The following is a 16,308-nucleotide window of genomic DNA, read 5'->3' as shown; positions in this document are numbered from 1 at the left end:
TATTGTAACGGGAGTAAAACGCATACAAAACGGAGGGATGTTCGGAAAATCGTGCATCATCGGCTGCACGCACAGCCTCTGCCAGGCAAAGGTGTCTTTTCGTTCGATGCCAGCCGTGTTTTTAGATGACGTTCCTTTCCTCGCGCCGCTCGCTGCGATATTGGCTCGGTGTTTTGCCGGTGCAGCGCTTGAACCATTTGCTGAAATATTTGGCGTCGGGCATGCCGATTTTATCCGCGATCTCTTGAACGGTAATCCCTTGGGCGCCAAGCAGCTCGCAGGCGATTTTCAGCTTCGCCCGGTACGTGAACGAGACGAAGCTTTCGCCGACCGTCTTTTTGAACAACGTGCTGAAATGGCTGCGGCTCAGTCCCACCTCATGCGCCACTTCGGATACGGACAGTTGGGTATCCGTATGCCGGACGATCAGCTGCACCGCTTCGGCAATCGGAGTAGGCCACTGCCCGACGCTGATGCGGTACCGCTTCTCCAGTTCCATCTGCCCTCGGGCTTTGCGCACGGCGTCGATCCATGCCTCGCGTCCGGCCAGCGGCGCCAGCCGGGACCAGTGCAGTTCCGGCCGTTCGGCCTTGCGCTCGCTCAGGCGGCTGTCCCATTCGCGCTGCCTGGCTTCAGGCACAAACAGCAGCAGGTGCCCTTCCCCGAAGGGCAGCACCTCGCTGAGCTCGCCCGGCGCGCAGCCGCGCAGCTCATGCTCCAGCGTCCCTCCGCATTTCCCGGGCGCGGAGATCAGAAACAGCGCGGTCGGCGCATTCATCCAGCTCCAAGCTCCTTGAAGCAGCCTGTCCAGCTCGGCCGGAAACCGGTCGCCGACGCCGTACAGCCATTCCAGCAGCAGCCCGGAGATCGCGGGAGTAGCGAGGTCGGCGGCAGCGCGCCGCGGAGCCTCAATGTCGTTCGCGCCGAGCTCCTGACGAAAAGCGGCCAAAAATTCCTCCAGTTCCTCATCGTTGAACGACGTCTTCAGCAAATAGCCGGAAGCGCCCAGCTTGATCCCCTGCTGCGCATAGTCGAAGTCGCGGTGACAGCTGAGCAGCAATATTTTGGTCCGGGGCTCGCATGCTTTCACTTTTCGGGCGAGCTCGATTCCGTCCATCTCGGGCATGACGATGTCGGTAATAACCACATCCGGCCGGTGTTCCAGAAACGCTTCCCAGCCCCGGCTGCCGTTGGGCACGTCCGCTACGACGGTCATCCCGTACTTGTCCCACGGCACCGTCGAGATCAACCCCCGGCGGATGATGACCTCGTCGTCGGCAATCAGCACTTTAATCGGTTTGGCATTCATGCGATCCCCTCCTTGGCTTTGATCGGCAATCGGATAACGATGCGGGTCCCCGCTCCCGGCGCGGACTGAACGGACAGTCCGTAAGCTTCGCCAAAATGCAGCTTGATGCGCTCCTCCACATTGCGCAGGCCGATGCTCCGGCGTTTGCGGACGCCGTCCAGTTGCGGCTGAAGCAGCTGTTGACGCGTGCGTTCGCTCATGCCTTTTCCGTCGTCGGTTAAAGAGACGAGCACGTCCGCGCCGTCCGCTTCAATGCGCAGCACGATCGTCCCCTCCCCATCCTCAAACGCGTGAAAAAAGACATTTTCCACCAGTGGCTGCAGCGTCATCCGCGGAATGTCCACGGCGGACAGATCGACTCCGGCGGCTTCGATCCGGTAGGCGAACACACTGCCGTACCGCAGCTCCTGCAAATTCAAATAATGATCGATCACCTCAAGCTCCCGCTCCAGCGTAACGACCTCCCGATCCACATTCAGATTGCCATCCAGCACGTTGGTTAAATGATAAATCATTTTGTTGACGTCGGCGGCCCCTGCCAATCTGGCTTTCCATTGAATGGAAGCGAGCGTGTTGATGAGCAAATGCGGGTTAATCTGATGATGCAGCGCGCGGAGCTCGGCTTCTTTTTTCTGCCGTTCGACCTGTTTCATCTCGTGAAACAATGTTTGAAGCTGCCCCACCATCCGGTTGAAGCTGTGGCCGAGCAGCCCCAGCTCGTCTTCGGACTCCACGTCGATCCGCGTATCAAGCTTTCCGAGGCTGACGCGGCGGATCGATTCTTTCATTTTCTTGACCCGCTTGAGCAGCGGAGCCGAACACATATAGGCCAGCACGAATGCCAGCACAATCGACAGACTGACCGCGGAGAACGTAAAAGTGCGGATCAGCAGCGACGGCTTATAAAATTGCTCGTACGGCGTCCGCACCTCAATGGTCCAGTCCGTCTCGTCCGAATGCTTCGTCCAGACGACATCGTCGTCCCGTTTGGCAAACGAGCCCTGCGTCTGGTAAACGGTTTTGCCGCCCCCCGTGATCGTCAACTGTGAGCCCGTATCCTCCTCGAATTCATGAAACAGCCGCAGCAGCTTGTCGGCGTTCGTCTCGATCAAAATGCTGCTGTTCTCCAGCACCCCCACCTGATTGCGGATGCGGAACAGCAGACCAATCACTTTCTCCCCGGGAACGCGGGCCGTGTCGTTGTAATGGTTCGGCTCGTACAGGTCGAAGCGGTAGCCGTCGGCATCGTCGCGAAACCATGGCTCCGCCTGAAGCAGATCGAAGCGGATGATCCGTTCGCCGTAATAGTAGCCCGATTTTGTAATCAGGAAAATGCCTTTCATGTCCAGAGATTTATGGGCTTTCAAATACTGTTCAAGCTGCTGCTCCTCCTGGAAGCCCTTGTACGACGTCGGCACCTCTTCGTGCAGCACCGTAAACTTCGGATCAAGCAAGTACGACAAAATGTCGCTGACCGTGTACTTCATTTGTCCCAAGGTGGAATCGATCTGAAATTGCAGCTGCGAGGCGGAGTTTTCCCCGTAGCGGCCGAATTGCTCGTTGATCGTTCCCGACGATTTGTGGTACAGCACGTACCCGAGCGTCAGCAGCGGAATTGCCGCGGCAAGCGCAATGAGCAGCATCAGCTTGGTCTGCAGGGTGCTTCGAAACCCCCGCGGCAGCTTCAATCCGTTTCTTGGCAGCATGGATAGCATGGACATCCCCCGCAAGCAGTTGTTGTTTTTGCAATCTCGTAAGCGCTTTCCGCGTTTATTATACCACGCCCCCAAGACCGCCAGCATCAAGCGCAGGACCTGCGCCTGCCGGAAACTTTACCTATGCGGGAACGTCTCGTGAAGCAAAAAGCCGGACTCCAAGGCGGATTCCGGCTGCTGCTGACATTGTCGGGATCACCCCGGCTTTATTGGATCAAGACTCGACACCGGCCTCAAGCGGGGCGGTCTTTTTGAGATAAGCCCGCCAAGTGATGCACCATTTCGCCGGGTCGTCGAAGCTCGATTCGTCGATCCGGTGCACGGTGCTGTTGTGTGGGGCGCTGCGGACGATGTCCGGCTGCTCGTAGGCTTCCTTGGCGATCTGTTCCAAGGCGCTCACGTATTCGTCCAAGTCTTCCTTGGAATACGACTCGGTCGGCTCCAGCGTGAACGGCTGCGGCACAATGTACGGATGGTGGCTGGTCCAGTAATGGAGCCCGAAGTCGCACATGCGGCGCTGCACATCTTCCGTCGTAATGCCGGTTTCCTTGGTCAGCCCCTCCCAACTGTAGCGCACCTGCTCCAGCCGTCCGCCCTCCACATACGGAGCGCTGGCACCCGGAATTTTCAGGATGCGGCTGTACAAATAGTTGTTGTTCAGCACCGCCACCTTCGCCGCGTCCAGCAGCCCTTCCGGTCCCAACGCACGAATCCATGCATACGAGCGGAGCACCGTCTGGGCCACGCCTTGGAACATGCGGACTTTGCCGATGCTTTGGGCAGGCGAATGATTCAGCGTGTAGCGGGTTCCGTCCGTTTCGACGAGCGGGCCGGGCAGGAACGGGGCCAGCCGCTCCGTCACGCCGAGTGCTCCCGTCGCCGGGCCCCCGCACATATGAGGGGCGGCGAACGTTTTGTGCAGGTTGAAAAAGCACATGTCGAAGCCCGCTTCCTTCGCCCGGGTAATGCCGAGCAGCCCGTTTGCGTTCGCTTGGTCGTAATAGCATATCCCGCCTGCGGCGTGCACGAGGTCGGTAAACTCGCGAATCCGCGGGTTGAAGATGCCTGTATCCTCCGGATTGGCAACGACGAAGCCCGCCGTCCGCTCGGAGATTGCCCCCCGCAGCGCTTCCAAATCAGGGAATCCGTCTTTGTCAGGGTAAAGCGTAATGATTTTATACCCCTTCACGGCAGCGGTCGCCGCTTGTGATGGATGGGAAAATATGGTGGTTATGATTTCGTCCCGCTTGTCGCCTTCACCGTTCGCTTCGTGGTAGGCCCGCACAATCGACGCCATAGCGAACAACGCCTGCGTCCCGCTCCCCGGTTGGAACGTGAACCGGTCCATGCCCGAAATCTCGCGCATCGCGAGGTCCAGGCGGTGGTACACCTCCAGCATCCCCTGCACGGTCGACTCGTCCTGCAGCGGGTGCAGTTCGGTCATTTTCGGGTTGCGGATCAGCATTTCGTTGACCCGCGGAATGTATTTCATCGTGCAGGTGCCCTGTCCGATCTCGACGTTAAAATCCGAGCCCAGCGTCTCCTGCGACAGGCGCAGATAATGGCGCAGCACCCGGGCCTGCCCGATCTCCGGCAAAGCCGGAGCTTGGCTGCGCAGCATGCCTTGCGGCACGCAGGCTTCGGCGTCCCCAACGGCCGCTGCCACTTCCTCGCTGACGGACGGCGGGATGACGCCCCGTTCGCCCGGCTGATGCAGCTCAAAAATGACGGGTTCGTCCCATTTGGCCTGATGAAATTGACGCACGTTCCGGTTTCTAGGTATCCGTTTCATAGGTATTCGCATGGCTCCCTTCTGCCCTTGGGCTTACAGGACCGCCTTCAGAGCGGCCGCAAGCGCGTCGATATCTTCTTTCGTGTGGATTTCGGTGACGCAGTAGAGCGCGCATTGGCCCCAGTCCGGAAATTCCCCGGACAAATCCTTGCCTCCGAAGATCCCGTACTCCAGCAGCCGCTTGTTGATGTCGCTCACCATACGCCCCGTCCCGTTGAAATCGACGACGAACTCTTTGAACGACGACGCCTGAAACCGAATCCGCACTCCCTCCAGCTCCGCCATTCTATCAGCCGCATACCGGGCCTGCCGGATTATCGTTTCGCCGACCTCGCGCATGCCGTGAGGCCCCATTAAGGCCAGATAAACGCCTGCCGTGATTCCCCACAGCGCCGTTTGGGTCCCGACCGATTCCTTTCCCTTCTCCCGCTTGGCAAAAGAAGTCCGCTCATAAGCGACGTCCCCGAAGCCGTACTCGCCTTCGACCGCTGTCGGAGCAATGCCGAACAGACGGGACGGATATTCCATGACGAATTGCTCCTCGTCGCGCGTGGCGATAAAGCCCGCTTGACCCCCGCCGTACTGCATCCGGATGCCGAGCGGCTGCAGGTCGCCGCAGACGATGTCCGCACCATACCGGGACGGCGGCTCAAGCAGGCCGAGCGAGATCGGATCGACGCCGACGACAAAGAGCGCGCCTACCGCATGTGCAAGCTCGGCGATTTCGCGGCCCTGTGTCTCGATATGCCCGATGTAGGACGGATTCTCGATATACACGGCGGCCGTGTCGCCCGACAACTTCGCCTGCAGATCGGCCATGTCGAGGAGTCCGGTGCCGGGCTCGTAATCGACGAGCACGCAGTCCATCTGCGGGGACAAATAATTGCGGATGACCCGAAGCCGCTCAGGATGCATTGCCGCCGGAAGCAGCGCCGTACGGCGGCCGGTGATGCGGCCCGCCATCCGCAGCGCGGTGGAAGCGGCCTGCGCCCAGTCGAACGTCGGCACGTTCACGACGTCCATGTCGACCAGCTCCGCCAGCAGGCTCTGGTACTCGAACAGCGCCTGGAAGCGGCCATGGTCCTCGTAAGGCTCCCCCGCATACGCGGTGACGAACTCCGAGCGCTGGTTGATTTCGTCACAAACGGCGGGCACAAAGTGCTGCCAGCAGCCTGCTCCGAGGAAGCTGACCGTTTCCTTCGCGCTCCGGTTGCGCTCCAGCAGCCGGTCGACATGACGCTGCAGCTCATACTCGGACAGCGCGGGCTCCACCTTCAGAGGGCCCGTCAGCCGAAGCTCCTTCGGCACCATCCGGTACAGCTCGTCGATATCGGATATGCCGATTTCGTCAAGCATCGCCTGCTGGACCTCGGGCACGGTGTTCGGGATATACGGATGAGACGTTGTTTTTTTAAGCGTGGCCATGCGTCGCAATTCCTCCTTTTCGTTATGCCAGTCCGCCGCCGTCGACGACAAGCACCGAGCCCGTCACCCACGAAGACATGCCGCTCGCAAGAAACAGTACGGCGTTAGCAATGTCGTCCGGCGTGCCGATGCGCTTCAAGGGCCGTTCGAGCGCTGACGCCTGCACGAATGACTGCTCCTCCCGCTGGAGCTGCTTCGCTTCGTCCCGCAGCAGTGGCGTATCCGTATCTCCGGGACAGACGCAGTTGACCCGGATCTGCTGCCCGCCGTGGTCGATCGCCATCGCCTTCGTCAGGTTGACGATCCCTGCCTTGGCGGCGCAGTAGGCGGCCGCCCGGTCGCCTCCCTTCAATCCCCAGCCGGACCCGGTGTTGATGATGCTACCTCCGCCGCTTTCTGCCATGAGCGGAACCGCGTATTTCGAGAGCAAAAAAGCGCCCTTGAGCGAAATATCGACTACCGCGTCCCATTCCTCCTCCGTCATTTCAACGATGGTGCGCCGCCGGATAACTCCGGCGTTATTGAACAAAATATCCAACCGGCCGTATTCCCGACGTATCGTTTCCACCGCCGCTTCGCAATCGGCCGCAGACGTTACGTTGCAGCCGATGAAGCGGGCCGCAAGCCCTTCACTCCGAAGCTCTTCTGCGGCTTGGCTGCCGGCCATCTCGTTCACGTCAAGGATGACGACGGACGCCCCGTGCCGGGCGAGTTTCCGTACCGTGGCAAGCCCGATCCCAGAAGCGCCTCCGGTGATCGCAGCGACTTTTCCATCCAATGCAAGCAATTGTTCTGTCATTTGCATCTTCCTTGTTCCCCCTTATCCTAGGACAAGCTCAGATTAATCGGCTTACGCCCCGTATTCCCGGGTCAGCAGCAGAAAGACGCTGGACGTCCACGTGAACGCCCGGTCCCGCAGCCCGTGCCCCTCGAGCGCGTCAAAGTTTTCGGCCATGCCCGCGGAAGCCGCCATCCGGCAAAAACGCCTCGCAACGTCGCCCGCAAACTGTTCCTCGCCCGCCTCCTTCAGCCCTTCCACGAGCAGCAGCATGACCGGGGCCCAGATCGGCCCCCGCCAATAGCCGTCCGGCGCGTACAGCGGGCTTCGGACGCTTTCGGTCGCGAAGCCGTGCGCCGTCAGAAAGCGCCCTTCCTCTCGCAGCCCTTCGACGAGCTTGCGCAGAATCGGCTCCGGCAGACGCTTGCCCAAAACAACAGGCAAGTACGCCATCAAGCTGTCGCCCTCGACGGCTCCGGCATGCGTGCCGGACTGTACGGCTTGGAAGCGGTCGCCGCGCCAAAAATGCTCGATCATCCGCGTCAACAGCTCCTGCGACCGGCGCTCCCATTGCTCCGCTTCTCCGGCGCGTCCCAGTTTGGCCGCCACTGTAGCAAGCGTTTCCATCTGCAAAATAAGAAAGGCGCATAAATCGGGACTTTCCACGGGAATCGCCGCCAAAAAGACCGTGCTGTTGTCCCACCCGGAGTCGTTGCCGTGATTGTACTGCGGCACGCCGTCGCGGTCGTCATCGCGGTAATCGAACCACCACTGCGTCCAGCGGGCCAGCGGCTCGTAAATTTCCGCAAGCCTCTCTATCGTGACAGCCTCGGAGCGGTTCATCAGCCACCGCAGCGTCCAGCCGTGGATCGGCGGCTTGCAGCAGTTCCACAGCGCATATTTGTCGTTCATAAAATCCGGCAGTATCCCGCTATCGTCCTGCCGGTCAAAGAAGATCGCAAACTGGTCCCAAGCCAAATCGGGATCGGTCGCGGCAAGCGCCATCGCATTGAAGCAGTGGTCCCAGCTCCAAATATTCGTCATCCAGTTTTTGGACATATACATCGCCGGCCGGGGCAAATACCCGTCGGCCTGCACGACGCAGGACCAAGTAATATAAGCGGCCAGTTCCTCCGCTTCGGACCAGACCGCGGCAACGGCAGGCATCCGGCTGCGCCAAGCGGCGTACTCGCCTTCCACCTGTACAAGCCCTTGATCGAACGATCCGGGGCGCGGCGGGCACGGAACGGTGCGGTATTCCTCCAGCGTAAGCTCCAGCTTCCCGTCGCCGCCCGGCACTCCGTCGAACGCAAGCCGCTGCGCCTTCACCCCGTCCCAGCGAACGTCCTCGTAAATCGCACCGGATACTGGAGAGAGCAGAAAGCGACGTTCCCGCACGAAGCTGTTGAACTCCCAGCCCCGCTCACCAAGCGGAAACGCATAATCGTATACGCCGGGCGAACAGGTTAACCGCACGCCAACACCCTGCGAACGAACGCGTATAAAATCCGGCTCCGGTATGCACCACTCGACTGTCCCTTCCTCCGCTTCAAGCCGCAATAACGTCGGAGAAGCGGAGCAAGTAAAGGGAACGGCGTGGCCATCTGCGAGCAGCTCGATTCGGAACACGGCTCCGATATCGTTATCCCCGCCCCGCACCAGCCTCAAGTACAGACCCGCTTCCCTGTCGGGACGCTCCGGAAGAATCGAAAAGGCAAAATACGAACCGAAACGGCTGAACGGCACGGTATGAAGATCGAACAACATGCGGATTCCGATAGCCCCCTCGTCGTCTGGATAACGGCTCTCTTAAACAAAAAAAGTAAGAGAGCGTTTACATGAATTATAAGTAAAAAGCGTTTCCCGCAAAACGGCTTTCTGTTCGCTGCTTCGTGTCTGTTTGCGCGTTTTTCCGCAAGGCGGTCCCGGAAGCCCGCCGGGGTGTCATTTTGTTCGCAGCGGATCGTCTATTTATCCGGTAACGGTCTTTTTGTCCGATGATCGGCGGCTTCATAAAGTAAGCAACACCCTCTGATGCTCGGCTTTCGCCTCTTTGCCGTTTGAGCCTTATTTTAGGAAGATGCAATAGATGAGCACGTAAACTTCGTGGAAGACCTTTCGGGCCCCTTTCGTGGGAGAGGAGAAACCGGACTGGGGGCTTAGGGGAAGCATGAAGTGCTGCAACGACGCAGCAAAAAAACCTGAATCCGGTCGGACGGCGGATTCAGGCTTTTTGTTTTCGGCTGTGTTTTAAAATAATGTTGAAATTATATAACCTTTAAGGGAAGCCATTTTGACTTCCCTTAATTCGCTTTTAAAGAAGGTTATACATCAACCATTTTCTAGTATCATTTAACGTATATATGGTTTTTTAGCCATTGTCTGAAATACTGCAACTGTTCCTGAGTATGGAAATAGTGTTCTCCATTCTCCATTACTTGCAAATTACAGTTAAAGCGTTTAGCAAATTCAGATACAATGTCAAACTCACATAAGTTATCTCCTGAACCATAGAGAATTGAAGTCGGATTATTCCAAGCAACAATAGGATGTTCTTTCACATAACAGTAGTAATCCCAATAGAGAGTTTGTCCAATAGGCGTAGAAATTTCTTTCTCTATTTTTAGTCTACTCTCACTTACGTTAAACCATGTCATCATATTATTTATTATACGTTCCATATTTACCACGGGAGAGAGAAACAAACACTGATTCAATGGCTCATGGCAATATTCTAACAGGCTGAAATATGCTCCCATACTACAAGCAAAAATGCTTATATTATTTGATAACGATTTTGCATATGTCATAATTTTATTAAGGTCTTGAACACAGTTTTGAACTGTACAAAGATAAGTATCATCTTTACGATCACCATGTTGAGGCAAATCAAAACTAAGAACTTGATAACCTACTGCTGTTGCTTCTTCTGCAAATACAATAATCAAGTCATCTGCCTTATTTGACATGTTACCATGCACAACTATAAATAACTTATCTGATTTGTCCCCCCACAAAATTGCTGGAATATTTTCTATCTTTAAATTATGTCTTATCATTACATCGATCCTCCATGAAAAATAAATAATTCATGGCTCTTCGCTCTATTCGTGGGTAAATTTACGTTTTCTTGGCTAATAGAGCGATTTGACATGGAGCCTCTGCGGGCATGATTATCTCGCGAAAGCCGAGAAGCATAAGGACTTCGCGATGCTAACTAGCTTATCATGCTCGCCCCTCCATATAAAATCGCGGTCTATTTTACCCATGTCGAGTAGCGAGGAAGCTAATTCATGATTCTACCTCTGCATAGTAACTCCATAATTAGATTACCCTGTCTATCAATAGCAGTAGCAATGCAAATCTGTTCGTTAGAGATACCTCTCTTTTCTGTAATGGAATAACCTGCAATCATACATTTAGCGTATTTAAGCCATCTATCTAATGTTTTCTTGCTTTTGTAAGTGGCAGAGTTTGTGAAGTCAGTAAAAGTCTTATTACAGGATTTACAAATAAATCGTTGCTTTCCTTTATACTTTCCGTTTCTTTGATACAGTTTCGGCACTACAATGGGCAAGATTTTTCCCTTGGCAAATTCCAAGCGTTATTTCCCAAATTCCAGCATCGTCTCCGCAATGATTTCAGCCGCCAGCACCACCTGCTTCAGCTCCACCCATTCGTCCTTCGTGTGCGCTTGCTCGATGGAGCCCGGTCCGAATACGACCGAAGGAATGCCTGCCCGGGCCAGCTTGCTTGCATCCGTGCCGTATGGCACGCCGAGCGTGCACGCTTCGCCAATTTTCCTCGCAGCTGCCGAAGCCACAAGCCTCACAATCTCGCTGTCAGGGCTTGTATCCATCGCGTAATCCAGCACAAAAGCAGGATGAACGATGACGCTCAGCCCGCCGTCCTCCGCCGCCAGCTGCTCCATCTCCGCCCGGATCTCGCGCCATACTTGCTCGCTATCCTCGCCGGGGATCGTCCGGCGATCGATCCGGATCACGCATCGCTCCGGAATCGTGTTCGGCGCCACGCCGCCTTGAATCTGCGTCACGGCAAGCGTCGCCGGACCGACAAGCGGGTGCGCAGCACGGCGCAGCCGGGCTTGCATCGCCCCTTCGATATGGGCGACGACCTTCATCATGCCGCTGATCGCGTTGACGCCTTCCTCTGGCTTCGCGGAATGGGCGGAGACGCCCACCGTCTCGATCTCACAGCGGACGACGCCCTTGTGCGCGACAACCGTCTGAAGTCCGGTCGGCTCCCCGACAATGGCGGCGGCATAATCGTGTCCCGCCTCCAGCACGTCCACTACGCCGAGATAGTTAACCTCCTCGTCGACGGTCGCTGCCAGATGAACCGGCACAGGCGGCTTCACGCCGTTCTCGGCGAACCACTCCATAGCGGCCAGCATCGCTGCCAGCGACGCCTTCGTGTCGCAGGCGCCGCGGCCATAGAGCTTGCCATCGCGTATTTCCGCGCCGATCGGATCGATGGTCATGTTTGCGGTCTGCACCGTATCCATATGGGCCTCCAGCAGGAGAGCGGGCGCATCGTCGGCAATCCCAGGCAGGATGCCGATCACATTCGGCCGGTCCGGACGCACTTCCCTGCGTTCGGCCTTCAGTCCGAGACGCGTGAAAAAAGCCTCGACATAGTCGGCCATCTCCCGCTCCGGCACGCCGCCGTCGAAGCCCGGATTAACGCTCGGAATCCGCACCAAATCCTGCAGCAGCCGGGCAACGCGCTGCTCGTCTATTTTTACTCTCATCTTGCGGCTCCCTCCGATCCTTCGCGTTAATAATTACAGCCGCGGGCATCGACCTTAATTTGTTCTGTCACGATGCCGCTGCGTACGCCGTAAATCGCATCGTTCAAATTCGGAATGACGCACGAATGGTTCGGAATAATGTCGATCCGCTCGCCGATGGACAGGGACACCTTATCCGGATCGAACCGCAGCATGCCGTGCTCTTCGTTGAGCGCGGCGATCGTAACGTCCGGCTTCCCGACGACGATGCCGAAGCCGTCACCATGGTGCGCCCGATCGCTCGTCAGCGCCTTGGTTCCCGCGTCGATCGTCGCCATGCCCGGCAGCGGCAAGCTGACGACGGTAGCCGCGACCCGCAGCGCGCAATCCGCTTCCTCCGCAAGCCCCATTTGGACGGCCGATACGTCGTTGAAAATATAGTTGCCTGCCCGCACCTCCGTCACGCCCGCGGCATGCTCGCACATTTTGGCGGTGGGCGTGGAGCCTGAGCTGATCGTGTTGACCGCAAAGCCCGCTTGGCGCAAATCCGCAACGACCCGGCCAAGCGTCTCCGATTCGGCCTGCACCGCAGCGGCAACCGCACCCGGGTCCCCGCTCCGGTAGATCAGCCCGAAATAAGCCATCACGCCTTCGATGTCGATGCCCGGCAGTTCACGGAGCCGCACGGCGAAATCGACAATATCCTTGCCCGGCTGCCGGCCGCCGCGATGCAGTCCGCCGTCCAGCTCGATCAGGACGGGCACCGGCTTCCCGGATCGGACCCCGACGGCGGAGAGGCCAACCGCCCCTTCCCAGCTGTCGACGGTTACCGCAACGGTAATCCGGCGGTGCAGCCGCTCCAGCCGTTCAAGGTTGCGCTCTCCGATGACGGGGAAGGCGATCAAAATATCGTCGATGCCCAATTCCGCGAACGTTTCTGCTTCCGAAAGCTTCGCCACGGTAATGCCGACCGCTCCGGCAGCGAGCTGCATGCCCGCGAAGCGCAATGATTTGTGCGTTTTGATATGAGGCCGGTGCTTGATCCTGTATAGAGCCAGCTTGTCGGACATTCGCCGGATATTCCGCTCGACCGTGTCGAGGTCGACGAACGCATACGGCGTAGCCGGATAAAGCGCTTCAGGTTGTTGTGTCATGACGTTTCACCTCGTAATCCGATTGTGGGGAAGCATACTTGTCCCGGTATTCCTGGGGCGTCAGTCCCGTATGCTTTTTAAATACGTTGATAAACGAATGCGCCCGCTGATAGCCGACGTCCGCTGCAATTTCGTAAATTTTGCCAGGGGTGTGCAGCAGCAGATGGACCGCCTTCTCCATGCGGAGCCGATGGACGTAATCGCTTACGTTTTCGCCGGTTTCCCGTTTGTAAATTTTGGAAATATAAACCGGATGCATATACACATGCTCGGCTATCGCCGTCAAAGAAACATCCTCCGCCAGCCGCCGCTCGACGAACTGCCGGACATCGGCGATCAGCTTCGCCCGCGAGCGCTTTGTTTCGCTTTCGGTTTCGCAGCGCAGGCTGTTCATGAGCGCCACCGACCAATCCTGCAGATGCCGGATGGAACGGTACGGCACGCCCTGCAGCAATTGGTCGTAGCCCGGCCCGATCAGCCCGGAGAGCGGCCGGCCGTTCTTATGCGCATAGGAAGACACTGCCGAGGCGATGGCGAAATAAGCTTCGAGCAGCAGCTCCTGAATGCAGCCGCTCCTCGACTGCAGCTCGCCGAAAATACGCTCGATCCGCTGTTCCGCCGCATCCCATTGGCCGGCCTCAAGCAGCTGCGCAAGCGACGGAAGCTCGTACAGCGATGCGAGGGAGCGCAGCTCCGTCCGTGCGGGCAGCCCGTCCGCCGCAGTCAGAATCAGGTCCTGCTCGTTCCCGACCCTTCTCCGCAAAGCAGACAACGTGCCGTCGTACAGCGCAGCCACATCGCCGGGGAACGTTCCTTCCCGGCTGATGACAATCGTTGCTTCGCCTTTCAGATAGGCGTGGATCGCCTCCTGCAATTGCTCGGCCGCACGTTCGAGCGCCTGCTGCCGCTCCTCCTCCCCTTCGCCAGCTTCCGGCGATACGGCGAATACCAGATAATCGTACGTGTCTTTGCCGGCCCAAAGCTGAAAGCCCGGCGCGAATAACTCCCCGGCGATATTGCCCGCCGCGTATTCTACGAGCGCAAGGCCCCGCGGATCGTAGCCGTAGAACGGCTTTTCGAGACGGACGAGCAGCAGCGAAACCGGCTTCCCGAACAAATCGGGCACGCCGAGCATCTCCATTTTGTCCCGGAGGTCGGCCTCGGCGTAGCGTTTGCCAAGGAGCAGCTCGCCAAGCAGCGTGCTCCGCAGCTGCGGCAAGTTTTCGCGCAGCGTCCGGGCGATCCGCTCCTGGGAAATTACCGCGTTCCATTCCTCCCGAACCGTCTCCAGAACGCCTGAAACCGTGTCCAGCAGCTCTTCGTCGGTTACCGGCTTGAGCAAATAGCTTGCGGTACCGTTGGCAATCGCTTCCTTGGCATATTCGAACTCGGCGTAGCCCGACAGCAGGATGCATTTTGTTTTGGGCCATTTGTCCCGCACCTGCCGGGAAAGCTCAAGGCCAGACATTCCCGGCATCCGGATATCCGAAATGACGATGTCGAACGCATGCGCATTCAGCAGATCGAGCGCTTCGAACGCCGAATAGGCCTTATGCACGGCGGCGATGCCGATTCGCTCCCATGGGACGAGCTCGGCGAGACGTTCCACCACGTGGGCCTCGTCATCCACGATCAATAGCTGCGCCATGCTCCGAATCCCTCCCCCATGTCAACGTGACGCGCAGCCCGCCGAGCGGACTGTGCGAAAGCTTGAGCCCTGCGCCTTCGCCGAAGACGTAACGCAAGCGCTGGTGCACGTTCCACATCCCGAAGCCCGATGAGGCCTCCTGCGGCAGCGCAAGCTGCTGCTCTATACGGGTGATCGCCTCATCCGTCATGCCGAGGCCGTTGTCGTCCACGACGATCTGGCACGAGCCTTCGCATACGCTTCCGGATACCCGGATGACGGCTTCCCCCGGCTTGTTCTCGATGCCGTGAACGATGGCATTCTCCACAATCGGCTGCAGCAGCAAGCGCGGGATATGCAGCGCCAGCATCGTCTCCGGGACGTCCAGCTCGCAGTGAAGCCGTCCGAGCCGCAGATTGTGAATGGTCAAGTAATTGGCCACGAGCTTCATTTCTTCGCCAAGCGCCGCCGTCCGGTTTTCCATACGCGTGGTGTAGCGGTAATATTCGGCAAGATTGTGCGCCATCGCCACGACCGACCTCGTATCCTCCAGCATCGCGGTATTGACGATAAAGAACAGGCTGTTATACAAAAAATGCGGATTGATCTGCGCCTGAAGCTGCTTGAGCGTCGCTTCGTGAAGCCGGATTTTCTCGGCGTATACCCGCTGCACCAAATCTTGAATCTGTTCGGCCATCTCGTTAAACCGGTCGATCAGGAAGTCGAATTCGTTGTTAGGCCGGTAACGGATGCGTGCGGACAAGTCTCCCTTCTTGAGCAGCCGCACGCCGTTCAGCAGCTTGCCGATCGGCTTCTGGACGTTCCGGTAAAGCAAATAAGCGGCCAAACAGCTCATGCCTAGCAGCAAGCCGAGCGCTGTGTAGAACAGCAGATTCGTCTTGCGGATCGGCGCCAAAATGCTGTCGACGGGCACGTAATCGACCAGGTACCAGCCAAGCTGTCTCGACTTGACATAGTAGACGGCAACCTGCCGACCGGCGACCGTCGCGACGAAGTGACCGCTTTCTTCCAGCGATTGTCCTTCCAGCATATGAACGATGGCCTGCACGGAGCCGTCGTTCAGCGTGGCGCTGCCGATCGGGCCAAAGCCGCCCCGGTACAAAAACGGATCGCCTTTGCCGCCCGTTTTCACCTGATCGAGCATGGCGGAGATGTTGGCAACCGGAAAGCTGACCTGAATCATCGCCTGGATCGCGGATGGATCGGTTGCCCCAAGCGGATCGACGATCTGGCGGGTGAAGCGGGCCCCCGGCGTCCGGGCGTCGCCCCGTACGGTCCCGTCGTAAGTCCAGCTTTTAAGCGGTGCGAATTTGTCGATATCCCTGGGGTCATAGGACTTAAATATATTGGAAGATATGACAAGCTGGTCTTTGGGCAAATAAACCGTCAAATCGTTCGTCCAGGCGGCGGAAACGCTCTGCAGGCTGATTTTTTGCATCAGGCGGGTCTGTTCCTTCAGCTTATCGTATGGCTTGTCCGATCTGCGGTCGACAAATTCGCGCAGGTAAGGGTCCGAATTCAGAATAATGGGAAGCATCGCAAGCTGTTCGACCGTCGAATCAAACTGCTGCAGGAAAAAGGACAGTCGGTTGAGACTCGACGACTGAATTTCTTCCCGCACGACGTTCACGCTGACTTGATTGGTGTAAATGTAGAGAAAAAGCACGGGCGTAAGCAGCAATGCAATGAGCACTAATACCTTGGTGAATATCGTTGGCTTTCCCGTCATGATGTCAC

Annotated in this window: 11 protein-coding genes and 1 pseudogene; all 12 read right to left on the bottom strand. The window is 57.7% G+C overall.

Going from position 1 to position 16,308, the window contains the following annotated elements; genetic code table 11:
* Positions 1 to 121: 121 nt before the first annotated feature.
* Entirely contained in the window at positions 122 to 1,309 is a 1,188-nt protein-coding gene (locus KQX66_RS16220; RefSeq protein WP_216793882.1) for a response regulator transcription factor, read from the bottom strand.
* A complete protein-coding gene (locus KQX66_RS16215; RefSeq protein ID WP_253957196.1) occupies positions 1,306 to 3,024 on the bottom strand; it encodes a sensor histidine kinase in 1,719 nt (572 codons plus the stop codon). The genes KQX66_RS16220 and KQX66_RS16215 overlap by 4 nt, the downstream gene beginning before the upstream one ends.
* A gap of 214 nt (positions 3,025 to 3,238) precedes the next feature.
* A complete protein-coding gene (gene gcvPB / locus KQX66_RS16210) occupies positions 3,239 to 4,816 on the bottom strand; it encodes an aminomethyl-transferring glycine dehydrogenase subunit GcvPB (protein ID WP_216793881.1) in 1,578 nt (525 codons plus the stop codon).
* 33 nt (positions 4,817 to 4,849) lie between these two features.
* Positions 4,850 to 6,241 carry an aminomethyl-transferring glycine dehydrogenase subunit GcvPA gene (gcvPA, locus tag KQX66_RS16205; protein WP_216793880.1) on the bottom strand — a complete coding sequence of 464 codons (1,392 nt, stop codon included), beginning with the start codon at positions 6,239 to 6,241 and terminating at the stop codon, positions 4,850 to 4,852.
* A 22-nt stretch (positions 6,242 to 6,263) separates the two neighbouring features.
* Positions 6,264 to 7,046, bottom strand: a complete 783-nt coding sequence (locus KQX66_RS16200; RefSeq protein WP_216793879.1) for an SDR family NAD(P)-dependent oxidoreductase — start codon at positions 7,044 to 7,046, stop codon at positions 6,264 to 6,266.
* 45 nt (positions 7,047 to 7,091) lie between these two features.
* Positions 7,092 to 8,786: an amylo-alpha-1,6-glucosidase gene (locus KQX66_RS16195; protein ID WP_216793878.1), complete on the bottom strand. Its 1,695-nt coding sequence runs from the start codon at positions 8,784 to 8,786 to the stop codon at positions 7,092 to 7,094.
* A gap of 581 nt (positions 8,787 to 9,367) precedes the next feature.
* Positions 9,368 to 10,078 (bottom strand): alpha/beta hydrolase, encoded by a 711-nt coding sequence (locus KQX66_RS16190; protein WP_216793877.1) that lies wholly within the window; start codon positions 10,076 to 10,078, stop codon positions 9,368 to 9,370.
* Positions 10,079 to 10,314: 236 nt separating this feature from the next.
* Positions 10,315 to 10,614 (bottom strand): annotated as a pseudogene (locus KQX66_RS16185) (transposase); the annotation flags it as partial.
* A gap of 9 nt (positions 10,615 to 10,623) precedes the next feature.
* On the bottom strand, positions 10,624 to 11,790 hold the full coding sequence (locus tag KQX66_RS16180; protein ID WP_216793876.1) for a M20 family metallopeptidase: 1,167 nt from the start codon (positions 11,788 to 11,790) through the stop codon (positions 10,624 to 10,626).
* Between the two features lie 26 nt (positions 11,791 to 11,816).
* Complete coding sequence (locus KQX66_RS16175; protein ID WP_216793875.1) at positions 11,817 to 12,923, bottom strand: alanine racemase; 1,107 nt, start codon at positions 12,921 to 12,923, stop codon at positions 11,817 to 11,819.
* Entirely contained in the window at positions 12,907 to 14,571 is a 1,665-nt protein-coding gene (locus tag KQX66_RS16170) for a response regulator transcription factor (RefSeq protein WP_216793874.1), read from the bottom strand. The genes KQX66_RS16175 and KQX66_RS16170 overlap by 17 nt, the downstream gene beginning before the upstream one ends.
* The gene (locus KQX66_RS16165; RefSeq protein WP_216793873.1) at positions 14,546 to 16,300 is read right to left on the bottom strand and encodes a sensor histidine kinase; all 1,755 of its coding nucleotides are present in this window, start codon (positions 16,298 to 16,300) and stop codon (positions 14,546 to 14,548) included. Before KQX66_RS16165 ends, KQX66_RS16170 begins: the two co-directional genes overlap by 26 nt.
* Positions 16,301 to 16,308 lie beyond the last annotated feature (8 nt).

Origin of the sequence: Paenibacillus oleatilyticus (assembly GCF_018998565.1) — a bacterium.
In the GTDB taxonomy this organism is placed as follows: domain Bacteria; phylum Bacillota; class Bacilli; order Paenibacillales; family NBRC-103111; genus Paenibacillus_G; species Paenibacillus_G oleatilyticus.
The sequence above is the reverse complement of the archived record's forward strand: the minus strand, read 5'-3'. Positions and strand labels throughout refer to the sequence as shown.

Bases quoted from the DNA above. Each gene is read 5' to 3' on its own strand.
- KQX66_RS16220 (WP_216793882.1), bottom strand. From the start codon at position 1,309: ATGAATGCCAAACCGATTAAAGTGCTGATTGCCGACGACGAGGTCATC.
- KQX66_RS16215 (WP_253957196.1), bottom strand. From the start codon at position 3,024: ATGCTATCCATGCTGCCAAGAAACGGATTGAAGCTGCCGCGGGGGTTT.
- gcvPB (WP_216793881.1), bottom strand. From the start codon at position 4,816: ATGAAACGGATACCTAGAAACCGGAACGTGCGTCAATTTCATCAGGCC.
- gcvPA (WP_216793880.1), bottom strand. From the start codon at position 6,241: ATGGCCACGCTTAAAAAAACAACGTCTCATCCGTATATCCCGAACACC.
- KQX66_RS16200 (WP_216793879.1), bottom strand. From the start codon at position 7,046: ATGCAAATGACAGAACAATTGCTTGCATTGGATGGAAAAGTCGCTGCG.
- KQX66_RS16195 (WP_216793878.1), bottom strand. From the start codon at position 8,786: ATGTTGTTCGATCTTCATACCGTGCCGTTCAGCCGTTTCGGTTCGTAT.
- KQX66_RS16190 (WP_216793877.1), bottom strand. From the start codon at position 10,078: ATGATAAGACATAATTTAAAGATAGAAAATATTCCAGCAATTTTGTGG.
- KQX66_RS16180 (WP_216793876.1), bottom strand. From the start codon at position 11,790: ATGAGAGTAAAAATAGACGAGCAGCGCGTTGCCCGGCTGCTGCAGGAT.
- KQX66_RS16175 (WP_216793875.1), bottom strand. From the start codon at position 12,923: ATGACACAACAACCTGAAGCGCTTTATCCGGCTACGCCGTATGCGTTC.
- KQX66_RS16170 (WP_216793874.1), bottom strand. From the start codon at position 14,571: ATGGCGCAGCTATTGATCGTGGATGACGAGGCCCACGTGGTGGAACGT.
- KQX66_RS16165 (WP_216793873.1), bottom strand. From the start codon at position 16,300: ATGACGGGAAAGCCAACGATATTCACCAAGGTATTAGTGCTCATTGCA.